Annotated in this window: 15 protein-coding genes; 8 read left to right on the forward strand and 7 right to left on the reverse strand. The window is 73.1% G+C overall.

Features of this window, described 5'->3' with window-relative positions:
- Positions 1 to 53: 53 nt before the first annotated feature.
- Genes OG892_RS19195 through OG892_RS19205 form a run of 3 tightly spaced genes read right to left on the reverse strand, consistent with a single transcriptional unit; the run spans position 54 to position 5100 of the window.
- Positions 54 to 713 carry an RES family NAD+ phosphorylase gene (locus OG892_RS19195; protein WP_242436530.1) on the reverse strand — a complete coding sequence of 220 codons (660 nt, stop codon included), beginning with the start codon at positions 711 to 713 and terminating at the stop codon, positions 54 to 56.
- On the reverse strand, positions 713 to 1375 hold the full coding sequence (locus tag OG892_RS19200) for a hypothetical protein (RefSeq protein WP_371629802.1): 663 nt from the start codon (positions 1373 to 1375) through the stop codon (positions 713 to 715). The genes OG892_RS19195 and OG892_RS19200 overlap by 1 nt, the downstream gene beginning before the upstream one ends.
- On the reverse strand, positions 1372 to 5100 hold the full coding sequence (locus tag OG892_RS19205) for a CHAT domain-containing protein (protein WP_371629803.1): 3729 nt from the start codon (positions 5098 to 5100) through the stop codon (positions 1372 to 1374). Before OG892_RS19205 ends, OG892_RS19200 begins: the two co-directional genes overlap by 4 nt.
- Positions 5101 to 5426: 326 nt before the next feature.
- Between OG892_RS19205 and OG892_RS19210 the strand changes: the two genes are divergently transcribed.
- The 6 genes from OG892_RS19210 (at position 5427) to OG892_RS19235 (ending at position 10854) form a co-directional block, all read left to right on the forward strand.
- On the forward strand, positions 5427 to 5807 hold the full coding sequence (locus OG892_RS19210) for a hypothetical protein (protein ID WP_073733368.1): 381 nt from the start codon (positions 5427 to 5429) through the stop codon (positions 5805 to 5807).
- Positions 5804 to 6457: a hypothetical protein gene (locus OG892_RS19215; protein ID WP_328866362.1), complete on the forward strand. Its 654-nt coding sequence runs from the start codon at positions 5804 to 5806 to the stop codon at positions 6455 to 6457. Before OG892_RS19210 ends, OG892_RS19215 begins: the two co-directional genes overlap by 4 nt.
- A 102-nt stretch (positions 6458 to 6559) precedes the next feature.
- Positions 6560 to 7468, forward strand: a complete 909-nt coding sequence (locus OG892_RS19220) for a hypothetical protein (RefSeq protein WP_371629804.1) — start codon at positions 6560 to 6562, stop codon at positions 7466 to 7468.
- A gap of 94 nt (positions 7469 to 7562) precedes the next feature.
- Positions 7563 to 8567 carry an NADP-dependent oxidoreductase gene (locus tag OG892_RS19225; RefSeq protein WP_371629805.1) on the forward strand — a complete coding sequence of 335 codons (1005 nt, stop codon included), beginning with the start codon at positions 7563 to 7565 and terminating at the stop codon, positions 8565 to 8567.
- 53 nt (positions 8568 to 8620) lie between these two features.
- A complete protein-coding gene (locus OG892_RS19230) occupies positions 8621 to 8872 on the forward strand; it encodes a DUF2630 family protein (RefSeq protein WP_073733364.1) in 252 nt (83 codons plus the stop codon).
- Positions 8873 to 8937: 65 nt separating this feature from the next.
- A complete protein-coding gene (locus OG892_RS19235; protein WP_371631655.1) occupies positions 8938 to 10854 on the forward strand; it encodes an FUSC family protein in 1917 nt (638 codons plus the stop codon).
- A 14-nt stretch (positions 10855 to 10868) separates the two neighbouring features.
- Here the strand turns inward: OG892_RS19235 and OG892_RS19240 are convergent, their stop codons facing one another.
- Entirely contained in the window at positions 10869 to 11273 is a 405-nt protein-coding gene (locus tag OG892_RS19240) for an RNA-binding S4 domain-containing protein (protein ID WP_073733363.1), read from the reverse strand.
- 280 nt (positions 11274 to 11553) lie between these two features.
- Between OG892_RS19240 and OG892_RS19245 the strand changes: the two genes are divergently transcribed.
- Positions 11554 to 12996, forward strand: a complete 1443-nt coding sequence (locus tag OG892_RS19245; protein ID WP_371629806.1) for a VWA domain-containing protein — start codon at positions 11554 to 11556, stop codon at positions 12994 to 12996.
- Here the strand turns inward: OG892_RS19245 and OG892_RS19250 are convergent.
- Both OG892_RS19250 and OG892_RS19255 read right to left on the reverse strand, forming a co-directional pair.
- On the reverse strand, positions 12945 to 14141 hold the full coding sequence (locus OG892_RS19250) for a sensor histidine kinase (protein WP_371629807.1): 1197 nt from the start codon (positions 14139 to 14141) through the stop codon (positions 12945 to 12947). The two genes, OG892_RS19245 and OG892_RS19250, sit on opposite strands and share 52 nt — an antisense overlap.
- Positions 14138 to 14791, reverse strand: a complete 654-nt coding sequence (locus OG892_RS19255; RefSeq protein WP_073733731.1) for a response regulator transcription factor — start codon at positions 14789 to 14791, stop codon at positions 14138 to 14140. The genes OG892_RS19250 and OG892_RS19255 overlap by 4 nt, the downstream gene beginning before the upstream one ends.
- A 148-nt stretch (positions 14792 to 14939) precedes the next feature.
- Between OG892_RS19255 and metG the strand changes: the two genes are divergently transcribed.
- A complete protein-coding gene (gene metG / locus OG892_RS19260; RefSeq protein WP_371629808.1) occupies positions 14940 to 16550 on the forward strand; it encodes a methionine--tRNA ligase in 1611 nt (536 codons plus the stop codon).
- A gap of 553 nt (positions 16551 to 17103) precedes the next feature.
- On the opposite strand, the gene OG892_RS19265 is transcribed toward metG, so the two are convergent.
- Positions 17104 to 17946, reverse strand: a complete 843-nt coding sequence (locus OG892_RS19265; RefSeq protein ID WP_371629809.1) for a L,D-transpeptidase family protein — start codon at positions 17944 to 17946, stop codon at positions 17104 to 17106.
- Between the last annotated feature and the right edge of the window lie 224 nt (positions 17947 to 18170).

An 18170-nucleotide genomic window follows, 5' to 3' on the forward strand; every position in this document is an offset into this window, starting at 1 on the left:
CCCCGGACGACGGCGTACGAGGCGGCACCGCGGCGGCCCGTCCGGGGAGGGCGTCAGTCGGGCCATGGAGACGAGATGACCGCACGGAGCGGGTTGAGCAGCCGGTTCGCCTCGGCCAGGCCCTCGGGCGAGTCGAGCGGAAGGCTGCTCGCTGTGTCGGTGACCAGCGGCCCGTCCCCGCAGCGGTCACCGAAGAGCTGCAGGGCGCTCCTGGGCCGGCACCGCTTCGACTCCCACACCAGACCGTGTGCTTCGGCGGTGTGCTCCCGCATCAACCGCACCCAGTAGCGGGTCTTCGGATAGTCCCCGGACTCGGAGTCGACCAGCCAGGAGTCCTGCCAGACGGCGGCCAGCCCCTCGGCCGTCGACAGCTCGATGAGCGACAGCTCGCGGGTGGTGCGCAGCACCGAGAGCCGGTACCGGGAGGCCTGGGCCCAGGGGATCAGCCGCACCGCTGTGCGGTCCTCGTAGTCGACCGAGCGCAGCAGGACTTCGCACAGTGCGGTGACGGGATCGAGCGCGGCGTAGAGGAAGGGGTAGGGGTCCTGCTCGGTGGCGTCGAAGCGGCTGCCGCCGAAGTACGGGTGGGCGCGGTTGGGGTTGAAGGATTCGGGTCCGTACGTGTGCTGGTGGCAGCGCCACAGCTCCGTGCCCTCGGGCAGCGTGCGCAGCAGGGGACGCATGGTCACGCCGGTGGGCGGCATCCGGTCCATCAGGGGCCCCCCACCAGTTCGAGTGCGGCCTGTGCGAGGTCCTCGTCGGGGACGGCACCGAGGAGTTCGGCCGGAATCCCCGCCAGCCATCGGTTGCGCCCGAGCCACCAGTCGGCGGCGCCCCAGGGGTCCTTGCCGGCCATCAGAGTGTGGTTGACGCGGCACACCACCGACAGCGGTCGTGCCGTGCCCGGTGCGAACTGGAACCGGGGGTACCGGTCCGCGAGGCCCGGGTGGCTCAGCCGGATGAGCCCGGCGGCCGCGGGGTCGCGGACGGCGTCCCGGCCGAGGTCCGCCGGGCCCAGGGCCGGCGTCTCCCAGAGGCGTTCGTGGGCGGCCCGGCGCAGTTCCCCCGGGCCGGGCGGAGGGTCGGCGAACACGTCGAGGAGTGCACCGAGGATCACCCGGTCGACGACCACGGCACGGGGAGCGCCCGCGTAGCGGACGGTGCCGCTCAGCTCCCGGGCGACCGGATGGGTGGGGGGCAGGGTGCGCAGTTGCATCCGCAGGGTGCGCAGGGCCCGCTCGACGGCCTTGCCGTTGCCGGCCGCCGCGAGTTCGTTCAGGGCATCGCCGAACCGCGCGCGCCGACCGTCGTCGAGGGCGGCGAGGGTGATCGGCCAGTGGCGGTGCAGCAGCGAGAGGAATGCGTCGGGGGTCATCTCCGTAGCTCTCCGTTCCCTCGGGCGGGCACCTGTCCCCCGGTCGTACCGGTCCGGCCGGCCGGACCCGGATTGCCCTGGTGGATGAAGGCGGCCCAGGCGAACGGCACCGACAGGTCCAGTTCGTCGGCAGCGCGGCTCAGTTCGGGCGTGAGACCGCGTACGGCGTCGCGCCGGCCGGACGGCGCCAGCATCCAGCGCTGGGCGGCCCGCAGGGCGTCCGGCGGAGCCAGCCCCGAGGCGAGGCGGTCGTGGAAGACGGTCATCAGTACGGCACTGGCCACGTCCGGGGCCGTCCAGCGCGAGCCCACCACATCGGCGGCCAGCCTGTGCGCCAGGGCCGTGGTGAGGGTCAGCGCCTCGTCGTGGTCGCGGGTGCTGAGATCGGTCTCGCAGGCGCTGAGCACGACCAGCGGGCCCCCCGCCTCCCCGGTGCGGCCGGGCGGCGTGTCCAGCAGGGCGGTGACCGTGAGTCTGCCCGCCTCCGGCTCCGTGTCCTGCGGCCAGCCCAGCTCCAGCGCGGAGGTGGCGGGGTCCGGCCCGGCCACCCCGTGGCAGGCCAGGTGCACCAGAGCGACGCACCCGTTGTCCCCCGCCCCCAGCAGGTCCAGCACTTCGCCGGGGGTGCCCTCGGGCGGCACGGGGCTCAGTTCGCGGGTCATCAGGGTGCCGTACAGGGCCGCGTCCGGGTAGTAGGTGTCGGCCAGGGCCAGTACCTCGTCCTCTGCGCCGTCGAGGTCCCAGCCCGGTACGCACACCAGCGCCTGCCCCCGGTCGGCCGGCAGCCGGTCGCGGCCGGCCGACCGCATGAACTCCCGCCCGGACGCGGCGTACGAGAGGACCACCAGCTCGCACGCCCGTACGCCGGCAGCCCGCCCGTCCGGCTCACCCGCCTGTGGCTGGCCGCGTCCGTGCACCGGGCCAGGGGGAACCAGCAGCGCCGCCTGCCAGGGCACCACACCGAGGTTCCCGCAGGCGATCAGCGTCAGCCTGACCGGTTCCGGTGCGGGCTCCGTTGCCGCGGTGCCGGTCAGGGCCGCCTCCGCGATTCCCTTCTCCCACAGCGCGAGTTCGTCGAGCACCGGGGTCAGCACCGCCTCGCCCGCCCAGTCGCACAGCGTGTCCAGCGCGGCCTCCCAGCGCTGCTGTCCCCGCCGGGCCGTGGCGTGCTGAGCGGCGGCGTCCAAGTAGGCGTCGAGCGGTGCCCGCCCGCTCGACGACAGACCGGGCAGGGGCAGCGTCCACGGAGGGCGCCCCGGGGCCAGCAGCACCGCGGAGCCGTCCGCGCCTCCCTGCCCCGGCAGGAGGTACACGAGCGCGTCCGCCCCCGCCCGCCCGACCGCGGCCGCCAGCTCGGAGGCGTCCGGTATCCGCCGGGCCGCTTCGTCCTCCTCTGCGGGTCGCAGCAGCTCCAGCGCCCGGCGGCGCAGCGCGCTCGGGAGTTCCGGAGTGCCCAACGCCCCTCCCAGCACGGCGTCCAGCAGTTGCGGCCGGCCGGCGCCCGCATCGTGGCCGGCGGCTCCGGCGGGAGCGCCGGCCCGCCACTTCTCGGCCAGGTCGTGCTCACCGCGCTCCGCCAGCCGCTCGGCGACCGTCGCCGAGACCGCCGCCGCCCCGAGGACCAGCGCCCTGCCCTCCTCCAGACAGGCCACCGCCGCCGCGGGCAGCCCGGCGCGGACCGCCCAGCCCGCGGCGGCCAACGCACGGCTGGCGCCGGTCCTGGCGACCTGGAGACCGTGCCGGACTCCCTGTTGGAGGAGGACCTCATCGGCGGTGGTGCGCAGCGAGTGCCGGGCGTACCCGACCGCCTTGGCCAGGTCGTCCGCCTCCCGGTCCCGCCGCCCGTACGCCTCGGCCAGCTGCCAGTGAACGGCCGCGACGGAAGCCCGGCTGGACGGACCCAACTCGTCCTTGGCGCACTCCAGTTCACGGATGCTCTCGTCCAGGACGGCCGGGTCTCCGGTCAGCCCGTGCACCGCGTCGAGAGCCAGTCCGATCGTGCCCCGCGCCCGCGCTCTCTGGTCCGCCATGACGGGCACGCCCTCCAGGGCCAGCCGGGTGCGCCGGATACCTTCCTGGATACGTTCGACGGAGGGTTCGAGATAGGAACTGAGCGTCAGCAACGGGGCCCAGCCCATGTCGAGCGTCGACCGTGCCGCCGACGGAGTGTTCGGGGCCGTCAGCGCCTGCTCCTGGTAGTGCACCGCGTTGCGCAGCGAGTCGACACTGCCGGTGAGCGAGGCGAGAGCGAGGTGGGCCGATCCCAGCACGTAGCACGGGAGGAACGCCCACTCGTCGTCTATGCCGCAGGTGTCCAGAAGATCGAGGAGGTCTCCCACGAGCTCTTCGAGCGTGTCCTCGTCGCCGGCCTCGGCCGCTTCGGTCACCCGCATGAGGATCCGCGTGCTCTGGCTCGCGATCAGCAGCCCGGCCGATCCTGGAAAGCCGGACAGCGCCCAGTCCCGCGGCTCAACACCGGGAAGCGGGATCTCCTCCAGAAGGACGCGTGCAGCCTCCCGGTCCTGGAGGCTGCCGCCGACCAGCATGGCGCCGGTCAGGAGGCCGGGCAGTACGCCCCGTACGATCTGGGCCAGTTCATCGTCCGGACCTGCGGCCGTCACGGCCGCGCGGATCAGCCGCAGCGCCTCCTGGAAGTCCTCCGGACGTCCGGCGCGAAACCCCAGCCCCATCGTGCCCAGTGCGGCCAGGAGCTGATCACCGGGGTCCGCTCCCTGTTCGGGATCTCCCAGCCGGGCCGCCACCTGGGCGAACTCCGCGCGACCGAGCGTGCCCGGTTGCTCCATCTCGGTGATCAGGGCCAGGCTGTCGCGCCAGTTGTCGATCCGGCCGCCCGGATCCGGTGCCGAGAGGACAGCGCCTGCCGCGGCCAGACTCGACCGCAGCGTCGGACCGGCGTGTTCTTCGTCCGAGGGGGCCGACGCGGCAGGCGGCCCACCGTCCGACGTGGGCAGTGCCGCGCCGTCGGCCTCCAGAAGCCCGGCGTAGTGTTTCGCCAAGGGAGCCAACGCCCGGATGACAGCGCCCATCGGGCCGAGTTCTTCCTCCAGGCCGAGGTCCCCGGCAAACAGCTTCTGGGCCATGGCCGCCAGGCCCTGGGTGTCTCCCCCGGTCAGCGTCGCGGAGACCTCCGTCATCAGGTCGAACTTTTCGAGCACGTCCGGCGGGACTCCGCCCCGTCGGTAACCGACCTCCTCCATGAGTTGCCTGATCTCGGGGATGGCTTCGATGACACCGGCGCCACCGAGGTGCTCGGGTCTGCCGACGGACAACAGTTGCGAGAACCCGCCCAGGCCGATCGCGCCGGTGTCCTCACCCGGACCACCGAAAGAGGTATGCGCCACCGGCCCCAGCAGCAGGACGCCCAGGTCGCGTGCCGCGCCCAGGTGGGCGTCCGGTGCGAGGAGGCGGGACGCACGCGCCCCGCGCAGCAGTCGTATGGCCTCGCGCCGGTCGGGTTCCGCCGCGCCGTCCGCCCATCGCGAGCCCGTCAGCGCCCCGAGCCTCGCCGCCACCGCCTGCCTCAGCGGATCATCCGGCAGACCCCGGTCGCACTCCGCGAGCAGAGACCGGAGTTCGGCCATCAGCGCGTCGCGTTCCACTCCGTGTGGGCCCGCGGACGCCCCGGGCAGCGCCCGTGCTCCCGCCGTCCGGCGGATCGCGTCGGCCACCCGCTCCCGCAGCCCTGCGTCATCGATGTCGTTCAACACCCCTCCTCGCAAAGCCTTTTCGAACAGCATCGGTCCCTCACTGCCCGGTGGAGGCGCTGTCGTGGCCATGATGCCCGTGCGCACCGGTCGCCAGGTGTGTTTCGTGACAACCTCCGGAATGCGCCCCACAATCGACCGGAAGCCGGACAACAGACCTCTGGCCAGCGGAACTTCACTCCAGGCACCGGGCTCCGGCACGGCGCCCGCCCCGATCGCGCCGCGGTCGGGGGCCGTCACGCCGGAGCGCGGCCCGGTCTTCTGTCAGCATCAAATACCGAAGGCGAACCGCCCTCGTCAGCCGCGCAGTCCAGGGGAGATGCCTCGTGCCCGAGCCCGCCCCGCCGTCAGGGAACCCGCCGGCGGACCCGACCCCGGCTGCCCCGCCCAGCAGGCCCGCGCTGGCGTACGAGGAGGTCACGGAGCCCGGCTACCCCGTGGCGTACACCGCCTGCCTGCGCATAGAGCCCACCGGCGACGGTGCCGTCCTGACCGGCACCTGTCCGCGCTGTCGCTGCACGATGGTCTACACGTGGACGCGCTCCGTCGTCCGCGCCGCGTCGCGCACCAGGCGCAGGCGCACCGGCACGGGGCTCGTCGCGGTACCCGTCCTCTGTGTCTGCGTGACCGGGCATCCGGGCCGGCCGGACGACGAGGAGGGCTGCGGAGCGTACTGGAACATCCAGCTGGAACGGGAGCGGAGATGACCTGGCGGGCCCGGCCGGGACCGGCCGGCTCCCCCGCCGACCGGCTGGCCGCCCGGCACCACCGCGCTCTGCTGCACCAGGAACTGCCCCGGGTCCGGGAGTCGGCGCTGGCCTGGCGCAACGGCCTCGCCGCGCTCCTGACGGGGCTCGTCGGGTTCAGCCTCCTCCGAGGCCGCAGCGACATCGGCTCGCTCGCCGCACCGTACGCCGCCGGCGTCGGAGTCATGCTGCTCCTGGCGCTGCTCTGCGGCGGCGCGGGGGGCCTGTCGCTGCTGCGCGCCGCCCACGGCCGGCCCGCCGCGCCCCGGCCGTCCCCGGGCGGCGGCGATTCCGCCCCCGATGCCACCGCGACGGATCACACCGAGGCGCTGCGCGCCGCTCAGGCCCTCGGACGGGGCGTGCCACTCACCCTCTGCTGTGCCGCGCTGCTCACCGGGGCCGTGGCAGTGGCCTGGTACGGACCGCCCAGGGACGGCCCACGCGTGTCGGTCACCACTCCCGACGGTACGGTCGTCTGCGGGGAGCCGCTGCACACCCGTGGAGGCAGGATGACCCTCAGAACCGATGCGGGCCTGATCACCACCGACCTCACCCGCGCCTCCACCGTCCACGCGGTGATGTCATGCGGTCCATTGCCTGCGGGCGGCTGACCGCGGGGTGTGGGAAGACGACCGGGCGGACGGGCACGCCTCCGGCAACTCGAATGGCTCACGGCCCGAGCGTTCCCGGCGCATCCGGGATTCCCTGGTGAGGTGCGGACCTACATCTCGACGGCGCTCTCGGCGGTACTGCTGGTGCTGCTCGCCGTCCTGGTGCCGCTGAGCGCGCTCTCCGCCTGGGTCGATCTGGAGATCGACGACACCGACCGCTACGTCGCCGCCGTGGCGCCGCTCGCCTCCGACCCCGATGTGCAGAACACCGTGGCCGACCTGATCACCGACGAGGCGATGAAACAGATCGACGTCGGTCCGCTCGGGGACACCGTGCGCGGCTTCCTGCACCAGGCCGTGCGGTCCTTCACCACCACCGACGCCTTCCAGGCCGCCTGGAACGCCGCCAACCGCACCGCCCACGAGGCCGTCACCGCCGCGCTGGACGGCGGCAGCGGCGAGAGCGTCACCATCGACCTGGCGCCCGTGACGGCACAGGTCAAGCAGAACCTGCTGGACAACGGGGTGCCGTTCGCCGACCGCATCCCCATCGAGCACACGGACATCCAGATCGTCTCCGCCGACCGGGCCGACCAGCTGCGGCAGAGCTTCCGGTGGCTGCGCGCCGCGAGCATCTGGCCCGCTGTCGGCACGGTGGTGTTCGCGTTGCTGGCCGTGGTCCTGGCCTGGGTGCGCGGCGGACCCGGCCGCCGGGGCTCCGCGCTCGCCGCGCTGGCCGCCACCGCCGTCGCCGGAACCGGCTTCGCGGCCGGCGCGCTGCTGCTGCGCGGGGCGCTCGCCTACGCCCGCAACCGGGTGCTGGCCGAGGTGCCGGGCAACGAGACGGACGGGGCGGCCGCGGTCTACGACGCGCTGACGGCGTCCCTGCGCACCACGGTGTGGATCGTCTTCGGTACGGGTCTCGCCCTCGCGGTGTGCGCGGTCGCGGCCCGGATCTGGGCCCGGCGGGTGCTGCCGCCTGTGCCGCCGGTGCCGCCGCCCGACGTGTGACGGAGGCGACCGGCGGGCGCCGACGTGCGGGTGGGGGCGGGCCGGGGAAGAGTGGATTGCGTGCACTGCCGGGGGCGACTGGAAGGTGTTCCGTATGCGAGCCATCGCCGTCGGCGCGTTCCGGTCCTACCCCGCGCTGATGGAGCTCCCGAAGCCGGAACCGGCGCCCGGCGAGGTACGGGTGCGGGTCGAGTACGCCTCCCTCAACCCCTCCGACTGGCAGACGGCCGACGGCTCCCCGGACGGACAGGCCCCGCACGACTCGCAACCGACCGACGGCTCCCCGGGCCGGCAGGCCCCGCCCGTGTTCCCGCTCATCCTCGGTGTGGACTTCGCGGGCCGGGTCGAAATGATCGGCGCCGGCGACAACCGCTTCCGGGTCGGTGACCGGGTCTTCGGCCGGGCCGGGCCGCCGGTCGGCGCCGGTACGTACTGCGACTACGTGTGCGTCCCGCAGGACGCCGCGATCACGCTCGTCCCGCTCGGTCTTGACGCCAGGACCGCCGCCGCGCTGCCGTCGGCCGGGATGGCGGCCGCGCAGATCCTGGAGACGGTGGTGCTGCGCGGCCACGAGAGCCTGCTGGTCATCGGCGCGGCGGGCGGCGTCGGAAGCTGCCTGACCCAGCTCGCCAGGGCCCGCGACATACGCGTCGTCGCGGCGGTGCGCGGTGACGAGCGCTCCCGGATGGGCTCGTTGGGCGCCGCCGCGACGATCGACACGACCCGGGGCCCGGCGGCCGAGTCGGTGCGCTCTGTCTGCCCGGACGGCATCGACGCGCTGGCCGACCTGGTCTCCGACACCCCCGAGGCGTTCGCCGCCCACGCCGCGGCGGTCCGGCCCGGCGGTATCGCGCTCAGCACCCGGGGCGTCGCGGGCGCGGCCGCGCTCCCCGAGGGCGTGTGCGGCGTCGACTTCCGGCTCGACCCGAACCCCGTACTGCTGGACGTCCTGGCCGCGGGCGCGGCGGAAGGAGTGCTTCGCGTGCCCATCGACATCGAACTCCCGCTGGAGAAGGCCCCGCAGGCCCTGGACCGCAACCGGACGGGCGGGGCCCGCGGCAAGACCGTCATCGTGCTGCGCCACCACGGCCACCGCTGAATCCCCGGATGAATCCCCGGACCGCTGAAGACCCCAGGAAGAGGGACGACACCATGAACGAGCAGGAGCACGACATCATCGGCGGCATCGACGGACTCGTCGCGGAGGAGCGGAGCCTGCGCGACCGGGGCGCCCGCGATCCGGGCCTCACCGCCGACGAGCGGCAGCGACTGCGTACGGTGGAGGTCCGGCTCGACCAGTGCTGGGACCTGCTGCGGCAGCGTCGCGCGCTGAGCGAGTTCGGGGAGGACCCGTCACAGGCCAGGGTCCGCCCGGCCGACGAGGTCGAGGGATACCGCGGCTGACCGCTGAGCACCGACGAGGGGGCGCATTGACCGGCACCGGTTCCGCCGAGGCACCACGGCGGGGGATGCCGCCCGTCTGGCTCCGGTACGGACTGCGCCCGCAGCCCACCCCCGTCCCGTGGGCCGCCGTCGCCCGCGCGTCCGTCGCCCTGGCCGCGCCGCTCGCCGTCGGATTCGCGGTCGACCGGCCGGTGTACGGGGCGCTCGTCTCGATGGGCGCGCTCTCCGGCGTGATCGGTGACACCGCCGACGCGTACCGGATGCGCATCCTCAACATCGCCGTACCGCAGGTGTTCGGCGCGCTCGGCATCATGATCGGCACCCTGGTGTACGGGACCGGCTGGGCCGCCGTCGCCGTGCTGACGGTCGTCGGGCTCGTCTCCGGGATGATGTCGACGATCGGCGCCGTGGCCTCCGTATCCGGTCTGCTGCTCCTGCTCAACTCGGTGGTGGGCGCCGGACTTCCGATGCCCGACCCGTGGTGGGTGGCGCCGCTGCTGCTGACGCTCGGCGGACTCTTCGTCCTCGTACTCACCCTGCTGGCCTGGCCGCTGCGGCGGAAACTGCCGGAACGGGTCTCGGTCGCCGGGACGTACTGCGCGGTCGCGGATCTGCTCGCCGCCGCCGGAACCGACGCGTACGAGGAGAAGCGGCAGGCCGTCACCCACTCCCTCAACACCTCCTACGACCTGGTCCTCGCCCGGCGCGCCCGCTACCACGGCCGCAGCGGCGCGATGGTGCGGCTGCTGTCCCAGCTCAACGTCGTCATCCCGCTCGTCGAGGCCGCCCCCGCGGTGCACCTGCGGCGCCGGCCGCTGCCGCCCGAGATCCCGGCGGCGGTACGGTCGCTGGCCGACGACATCGAGGAGAGCCGCACCGGCCGCGGCGAACCCGCCCTGCCCGCGCCCGAGTCACCCGCCACCCTGGCCGTGGACAGCGCCCTGCGGCACGCCGCCGTCGTCGTGCACAAGGCCGAGCCCGACCCGTACAACGTCGACGACCGGCTCGGCCGTCCGGCCGCGCTGGGCGTACGGGTCCGGCGCGCCACCCGCAACGTCCTGCTCTCCGGGCCCTCCTGGCGGTACGGGCTGCGCCTCGCGCTCTGCATCGGGCTGGCCCAGTCGCTGACCTCACTGATCGACGTGCCGCGCTCCTACTGGGTCGCGCTCACCGTCACCTTCGTCCTCAAGCCCGACTTCGGCTCGGTGTTCTCCCGCGCGGTACTGCGTTCCGTGGGCACGGCGGCCGGCCTCGTCATCGCGGCTCCGGTGCTGGCGGAGGTGCCACTCGGCTGGTGGGACGTGCCGGTGATGGTGCTGCTCGCCGCGCTGATCCCGGCGTTCACGGCGAAGGGGTACGCCTTCCAGACGGCGGCCATCACGCCGGTCATCCTGCTCCTGTCGGACCTGCTGAACCACCAGGGCGTGCACCTGGTCTGGCCACGCTTCCTGGACAGCCTGATCGGCTGCGGCATCGTGCTGGTGGCCGGATACCTGCTCTGGCCGGAGAGCTGGCACGCCCGGATCGGCCACCGGCTGGCCGACGCGGTGACGGACATCGCGGACTACGTGGCGTACGCCTTCGAGCCGGAGGCCCCCGGCGACCGGGCGGAGCGGGTCCGGGCGCGGCGCCGCATCTACCGGGACCTGTCGTCCGTACGCTCCGAGTTCCAGCGCGCCCTGACCGAGCCGCCCCCGACCGGCCGCCGGGCCGCCGCGTGGTGGCCCCTGGTCGTCGCGGTCGAACGCATCGTGGACGCCACGACCGCCGCCCGGGTACGCGTCAACCACGGTGCCCCGGAACCGGATCCCGCCGAGGTGGCCGAGGTGCGGCGGCAGCTCCGCGAACTGGCGGCGGGCATCAGGGCGAGCAAGGTCCTGGTGGAGGTACGCGCCGAACTCCCGGGCGACGAGGAGGGCGTACTGGCCCCGCTGCGCCAGGAGGTGGCGGCGGCAAGGGCGATCGCCTCTCCAGAGCCGTAGGGCCCCCCGTCCGGCTACTCCGCGGGTGGCCCGTCCCCCCGCAGCCGCTCCATCTCGCGCCGGTCCCGCTTCGTCGGCCGACCCGCTCCCCGGTCCCGTACCGGAACCTGGATCGCGGCCTCGCGCGGCGGCGGGGGCGGGCTGTTGTCGACGAAGCACTCCGCGGCCACCGGAGGCCCGACCCGCTTCTTCACGATCTTCGACACGACCACCACCCGGTCCCGTCCCGCGTGCCGCAGCCGTACCTCGTCGCCGACGTGCAGCGCCTGGGCCGGCTTGGCCCGCTCGCCCGCCACCTTCACATGCCCCGCGCGACAGGCGGCGGCAGCCTGCGCCCGCGTCTTCGTCAGCCGGACCGACCAGATCCAGACGTCGACCCGAACGCTGCCCGCCGCCTGCGGTGCCTCACCGGAAACCATGCTGGCGACTCTAGTGCGCCCGATGCGCGCAGGCCCCGGACGTATCCGTCAACCAGGCAACTCGGCACTACAGAAATACATGTGAATGACGTACATCAGACCACCACCGCGCAGTTGCAGGACTCGGTCCGGGATCGGTTTCGGCTCGGTTGTCCCTCAGGCGGGCCGCGCCACCGAACGGCCGGATCCGGCCGCTAACCTTACGTATCCGCCCTGGCCAGGGATCAATTCCCGCAGTACGGACATTCATCGCACCCAACTCACGTGAAAGGCCTCGCCCATGGGCATTCGGAGCTTGCTGCGCAAGGTGTTCGGCCGTGACGCCACGGAGCAGGACGGCCCGACGACGGCCACGGTCCCGCCCCAGGGCGAGCGCACCCGGCCCACGGAGTCGGCGTCGGTGGCGGTGGACGAACCGGTCGTGCAGGCCGAGTCGGAGCCCGAACCCGCCACGGCCGCCAAGGCATCGGTCCCGGCCCCGGCCTCCCCCGCCTCCTCCCGGACCACCACGTCCGGGTCCACCACGTCCGGGTCCACCACATCCCGGTCCACGTCGTCCCGGTCCACCGAGGACGACGACGACCTGGCGACGGACCTGGTGGCAGCCGCCTTCGACAAGGCCGCCGCCCCCGCGCCCAAGGCCACTCCCACGGTTCCGCCGCAGGGCTCCGGACCGAGGACGAAGACCACGGAGACAAAGCCGGAACCGGAACTTGAGTCGAAGCCGGAACCGGAGCTGGAGCTGAAGCCGGAACCGGTCGTGGAGCCGGCAGCCGTCGTGACCCCGGAGCCCGTTGAGGCTCCAGTGGAAACCCCCGCTGTCGAGCCGGTCGAAGCCGAGGCCGCTCCCGAGCCGATCACCATCGACATGGACCCGGACCCCGAACCGGAACCGGAACCCATCACGGAACCGGAACCCGTCGCGGCAACAGCGGAGCCCGTCGCCGAGCCCGTCACCGCGGCCCCGCCCACCACCGAGGCTGCCGCCGCGCCCGCCCCGCCCGCCGCCGAGGCCACCACGGATGCCACCCCCGCCCCCGCCGACGGCAAGCCCGCGCTCTCCCTCGCCCGGGTCAGGTCCCGCGCGCCGGAGCTCGTCGTCCCGTACAAGGCCGCCCAGGCCTCGCTCAAGGCGAACGGGCTGACCGGCCTGCGGGCCACCGTCTATCTGGTGCTGGACCGTTCCGGCTCCATGCGGCCGTTCTACAAGGACGGCAGCGCCCAGCACCTGGGCGACCGCGCCGTCGCCCTCGCCGCGCACCTGGACGAGAGCGCCACCGTGCAGGTCGTCTTCTTCTCCACCGACATCGACGGCACCGGCACGGTCGAGCTGTCGGGCCACGAGGGCCGGATCGACGAGCTGAACGCGGGCCTCGGCCGGCTGGGCCGGACGAACTACCACCGCGCCGTCGAAGAGGTCGTCGCACACTACGAGAGGTCCGAGGCCACCGGCCCGGCAGTGGTGATCTTCCAGACGGACGGCCCGCCGGACGCCAAGCAGGCCGCCCGACAGGCACTGGCGGACGCGGCACGGCTGCCGCTGTTCTTCCAGTTCGTCGCCTTCGGTGACGAGGAGTCGAAGGGCTTCGACTTCCTGCGGAAGCTGGACGCCCCGAACGCCGGCTTCTTCCACTCGGGCCGCGCCCCGCGCGCGGTCGCGGACGCCGTGTTCTACCGCGAGGTGATCGCCGCGCTGGCCGCCTGGGACGGCACCGGCGCCTGATCCACCGGCAGGCGTACGGTCACGGCGAGCCCGCCCTCCGGGCCCGGCACCGCCGTGACCGTACCGCCGTGCGCCTCCGCTATGGAGCGCACGATCGAGAGCCCCAGCCCCGAGCCGGGCCCCATCCGGTCCTTGCCCTCGCCCCGCCGGAACGGCTCGAACAGGCCTGGGATGTCCGCGCCGTCCACCACCGGACCGGTGTTGCACACCCGCAGCACCCCGTCCCCGCCCGCGACGGCCAGCGACACCCGCACCGTCCCGCCGGGCACGTTGTACGTCACCGCGTTGGCCAGCAGGTTGGCCACCAGCTGGGCCAGCAGCATCCGGTTCCCCCGCACCGCGCACCCAGCCGTCGTCACGGTCACCCCCGGGTGCCGGCCCGCCTCCTCCGCCACCACCCGGGCCAGGTCCACGTCCTCCCGCTCGCCCTTCGCGAGCCCGCGCTCGCTGCGCGCCAGCACCAGCAGGCCTTCTATGAGCCGCTCGCTGCGCCGGTTGTTGTCCAGGAGCGTCTGCCGGGTCCGTACGAGGTCGTCCGGCGTCGGGTCGTCCAGGCCGACCTGGATCGCCGCCCGCTGGGTGGCCAGCGGGGTCCGCAGCTCGTGCGAGGCGTTGGCGATGAACCGCCGCTGGCTGTCGAAGGCCTTCTCCAGCCGGGCGAGCAGCGCGTCCAGGGTGTCGCCCAGCTCCTTCAGCTCGTCGTCGGGGCCGCTGGAGGCAATCCGTTCGTGCAGGGTGTGCTCGGAGAGCCGGCGCGCCTTGGCGGTCATGGCGTGGACCGGCCGCAGGACCCGCCCCGCGGTCCACCATCCGACGCCCACCGCGCAGGCCGTCATCACGAGCAGCGCGGCGGCGGACCAGATGAGCAACTGGTGCCCGGCCGCATCGCTGACGTGGTCGGTGAGGTCGTACACGGTCGGCGGGCCGAGGCTCCGGCGGGTGACGAGGGGGCCGTTCACCGCGTAGCCGGGCTGGACGACCGCGGCCGTGCGGGCGATGGAGCGGGCCTGCGAGTCCGTACCGGCGCGGGAGGCCAGGTTGACGGTGGCGAGCAGGGCCGTGCCGAGCACCAGGAACACCCCGCCGTACACGAGCGCGATCCGGGTCCTGATCGTGGCGTGCGGCGCTCGGACCGGCTGCTTCACAGGGCGTACCCGACACCCTGCACGGTGCGGATCACCGCCGGTTCACCGAGTTTGCCGCGCAGCTTGCTCATGCAGACGCGGACGGCCCCCGTGAACGGGTCGGCGTTGGCGTCCCAGGCGCGCTCCAGCAGCTCCTCCGCGCTGACCGTCGCGCCGTCGGCCTCCAGCAGCAGCTGCAGCACGGTGAACTCCTTGGGTGAGAGGTCGAGCTCCTGCCCGTCCCGGGACGCGGTACGCCGCACGGTGTCGAGCCGGATGCCGTACCGCACCAGCTGCGGCGGCACCGGGCGGGCGCTGCGCCGCCGCAGCGCGCGGACCCGCGAGACCAGCTCGGGGAACTCGAACGGCTTGCCCAGATAGTCGTCGGCGCCCAGGTCGAGGCCGGAGACCCGGTCCTCCATGGAGCCGGCGGCGGTGAGCATCAGGATCCTGGTGCGGGAGCCGGAGGCCACGAGTCCGCGGGCCACGTCGTCGCCGTGGACCCGGGGCAGGTCCCGGTCCAGGACGACGACGTCATAGTCATGCAGCCCCAGGTAGGCCTGGGCGGCATCACCGCTGTACACCGTGTCGACGGCGAACCCCGCCCGCCGCAGCCCGGTGGCGACCAGCTCCGCCAGGATCTCCTCGTCCTCGGCGACCAGTACCCGCATCGTGATGTCCTCTGCCTCGTCCATGCGTGTCCACTCCATCCCAGGATGCGTCTTTGCTACCGGAAGGAATGTTTCGCAAAGCTCTCCGCGTCCGCTCCCGGGTTTATCGGTGTGAGTGGACCTCCCACGGACCGTTAGGATTTCGACCATGGCGGCCACTGGATCAGAGAAGCAGGGGGGCGAGGACGTGAAGAGCTTCTACGTCTCGACCCCCATCTACTACGTGAACGACGCTCCTCACCTGGGCCACGCCTACACGACCGTCGCAGGCGACGTGCTCACCCGCTGGCACCGCCAGCGCGGCGAGAAGGTGTGGTACCTCACCGGCACGGACGAGCACGGTCAGAAGATCATGCGCACGGCCGAGGCGAACAACGTCTCGCCCCAGGCGTGGTGCGACAAGCTCGTCGAGGAGTCCTGGAAGCCCCTCTGGGAGCACCTCGGCATCGGGAACGACGACTTCATCCGTACGACGGAGAAGCGTCACACCGACCGTGTGCAGGAGTTCGTTCAGGACCTGTACGACAAGGACGAGATCTACAAGGGCGGTTACGAAGGCCCTTACTGCGTGGGCTGTGAGGAGTACAAGCTCCCCGGCGACCTCATCGAGGCGGAGGACGGCACGAAGCTGTGCCCGATCCACAAGAAGCCGGTGGAGATCCTCAAGGAGGAGAACTACTTCTTCAAGCTGAGCCAGTACGGCCCGAAGCTGCTTGAGTTCTACGCGGCCAACCCCGGGTTCATCCAGCCCGAGTCGGCCCGCAACGAGGTCGTGAACTTCGTGAAGCAGGGCCTCCAGGACCTGTCGATCTCGCGCTCGACCTTCGACTGGGGCGTCCCGGTCCCGTGGGACGACAAGCACGTCATCTACGTGTGGGTCGACGCGCTGCTCAACTACGCGACGGCGGTCGGCTACGGCGCCAACCAGGAGAAGTTCGACGCCACGTTCCCGGCGAACGTGCACCTGGTCGGCAAGGACATCCTGCGCTTCCACGCGGTGATCTGGCCCGCGATGCTGATGGCGCAGGGCCTGCCGCTGCCCGGCAAGGTCGTCGCCAACGGCTGGCTGATGGTCGGCGGCGAGAAGATGTCGAAGTCGAACCTGACGGGCATCAAGCCGCAGGACCTCACCTCGCACTTCGGCGTGGACGCGTACCGCTGGTACTTCCTGCGGGCCATCGCCTTCGGCAGCGACGGCTCGTTCTCCTGGGAGGACTTCACCGCCCGCTACACCTCCGAGCTCGCCAACGACTACGGCAACCTGGCCTCGCGCCTCGCGGCCATGGTCGGCAAGTACTACGGCGGTGCGCTCCCCGAGGCCACGGCCGCGGGTGAGCCCGAGCAGGCGGTGCGGGACGGGCTGACGAAGGCCGTCGCGGCGGCCGACCGGAAGATCGGCGAGGAGCTGGACTTCCAGGGCGGCATCCTGTCCATCTTCGACTTCGTGAAGCAGGTCAACGGCTACATCACGGAGCAGGAGCCGTGGAAGGTCGCCAAGGACGAGTCGCCGGAGGGCCGGGCCCGCCTCGCGACGATCCTGTACACGGCCGCGGAGGCGCTGCGCGGTGTCGCGGTCCTGCTGAACCCCGTCATGCCGGACACCTCCCAGAAGCTGTGGGAGTCCCTGGGCGCGGAGGAGTCCCTGGGCGCGCTCTCCGACCAGCGCATGCTGGAGGCCGCCGACTGGGGCCGGCTGGCGCCGGGCGCGACGGTGACGAAGGGCGCGGTGCTGTTCCCGCGCCTGGAGGAGAAGCCGTAGGCCTCTTTGGGGCCGGGTCTTCGGGTGGGCGTCGGGCCCCGTGTCGGTTGCCCCTTTCCGGGGCGCGGGGTTCCGTCCTCAATCGCCGGACGGGCTTGGGTACGGGGCCCCCGCTGGGCGCTTTCCCGGTGGGTGGGGGTTCGGGGTCCCTCCGGGGCGTCTCCTCAAACGACGAACGTGCGGCGGGTACGCATTGCGTACCCGGGTCTGTGTTCGTCGTTCTGCGGGGACTCCCCTGCACGCCCCCGAACCCGGCCGTCGCGCGTCTGCGACAGTCGTATCGCCGGTGTTGTAGGCGCGAGTGGCGCTGGGGTGGGGACGTGCAGGGGAGTCCCCGCAGGAAATGGCGTACGACCCGGGTCCCTCACGTACCCGGGTGAACACGCCATTTTCGAGGAGACGCCCCGGAGGGGCACCGCCCCCCACCCACCGGGCAGGCGCACCCCGCACAGGCGGAGTACCCGCACACCAAGCCCGTCCGGCGATTGAGGACGGAACCCCGCGCCCCGGAAAGGGGCGACCAACACCGGAAACCACAGGGCCCCAGGCCCTGTCAGCGCAGGAGCGACGCCGCGTCGCCCATCACGATGACGGGGTCCTGGGCCGGGTCCAGGAGGCCCAGGAGCTCCTTCATCCGGTCCTCCGTGAGCGAGACGCAGCCCTGGGTGGGGCCGCCGTGGTCGACGTGGATCCAGATGCCGCCGCCGCGCTCGTCGCCGAGGGGCCGGGTGTGGTCCAGCGGGGAGGTGCCGGGGAGGCGGTTGTAGTCGATGGCGATGACGTAGTCGAACGAGCCCTCCAGCGGCTCCCCGTGGAACCCTTCGCCCTCCACCTTGAAGTCCGGGCTCAGGTCGTACGGGAACGCCGTGGCCGGGGGGTCGAGCCGGCCGCCGGCCGCGGTCAGGGTGAAGACGCCGGAGGGTGAGCGGAGGTCGCCCTCCCAGTGCTCGTCCGTCCAGCCGTTGAGGGCGTTGTGGGCGGGCCAGGGTGCCAGGGCCGCCCGCCAGTCCGCGGTGGGGCCGTCGCGGGTGTAGAGCACGGCGGTGGAGCGGTTGGAGTCGACGGACTCGCCGGTCACGACGAACGCCTGGCGGGTACCGGGTGGGATCGCCGCCCTAGTCCGCGGGCCGAGCCCGGGGATCTCACGGGGCGGGGCCGGCGGCGGTCCGGGCCGCGCGGCGGGTCCGGCCGACGACGGCACGGGGGACGCCGCGGGCGGCGACGCGACGGTCCCGGTCGGGCCGGGGACACCGGAGGCACCCGAGGTCCCCTTGAGGGCGGCGCTGCCCCCCGTACCGAAGAGGCCGCCCGATCCGCACCCGGTCAGCAGCAGGACGAGGACGGCACAGAGGACGTACGGCAGCCGCAGGGGCACGCACGGACGGGGCACGGACACGGAGGAGCTCCTCAGCAGTCGGTGGCGAAGCCGCAGGGGCTTGGCGGACACGGCCCGGGGTCCGCTGCGCCGATGTCCGCCCAGGCAGTCTTTGCCGCAGCCGGGACCGGCCAATCCGGCGCCGGGGCCATCCGGCTGTACCCGTTCAGGTGATTCGTGTACTTGTATGCCCGGGGTCCGCGTGTGGGCAGGTCCCGCCAGGACGTGAAACAGCCCCCGGCCGG

Source organism: Streptomyces sp. NBC_00341, from assembly GCF_041435055.1.
In the GTDB taxonomy this organism is placed as follows: Bacteria; Actinomycetota; Actinomycetes; order Streptomycetales; family Streptomycetaceae; genus Streptomyces.